Origin of the sequence: Citrobacter sp. wls827, from assembly GCF_005280875.1 — a bacterium.
Taxonomy (GTDB): Bacteria; Pseudomonadota; Gammaproteobacteria; order Enterobacterales; family Enterobacteriaceae; genus Citrobacter; species Citrobacter youngae.
Genome location: NZ_SZWR01000022.1, coordinates 110205 through 110974 on the forward strand (window position 1 = coordinate 110205; position 770 = coordinate 110974).

At 57.4% G+C, this 770-nt stretch carries 1 protein-coding gene; it reads right to left on the reverse strand.

The window, feature by feature from the left end:
• The coding region (locus FDX03_RS23640) for an Ig-like domain-containing protein (RefSeq protein ID WP_249357113.1) at positions 1-770 on the reverse strand (770 nt) is incomplete at both ends.

The following is a 770-nucleotide window of genomic DNA, read 5'->3' on the forward strand; positions in this document are numbered from 1 at the left end:
GGCGGTGAATTTATGCGGCCCATCGGCAAGTGAGGTCGGGGTAAATGTCCAGGTGCCGTCTGGCTGTACGGTAGTGATGCCGGCGAGGCCGCCATTCTCATAAATCGTAATTGTCGCACCCGGCTCACCTGTTCCGGACAGTTTAGGGTTGTCGCTTTTCGTGCTGCCGCCATTACTCAGTGCTTTAGTTTCAATGCCAATAAGCCCTTCCGCTGAGGTGATGATCGGGGCCGCGGGTGGTGTTGTATCGACAGTCAGCATGAAACTTCCGGCGGTACTGGCGTTACCCGCCGCGTCTGTCGCGATAGCTGACAACGTGTGCGAGCCTTCACTAAGTGGCTGGGTGACCGGGAAACTCCAGCTTCCTCCGGCCACAACGGTGGTCGTTCCAATCGGTGTGGCACCATCGTAGATAGTGATGGTGGAGCCAACTTCTCCGGTCCCCTTCAGTGACGGCAGGTTATCGTTTGAACGGCTACCAGAAGGCAAGTCAACGGGTGCATTGCCGATGTCATCTGTGGCGGCTGAAATGACCGGAGCCCCAGGAGGCTGGGTGTCAACGGTAATGGTGACAGTGACGGGGGAGGTGACGACGTTACCGGCGGCATCTGTTGCTGATACTGTAAAATGATGGCCGCGATCGGCAAGCTGCTTGTTGTCCGGGACGGTATAGCTCCAGGTACCTGACTTGTCGATGAGCATCACCGTCATCAGCAAACCATTATCATACAGGTTCACCAGCGAGCCTGGCTCGCCGGTCCCGGAGAGGG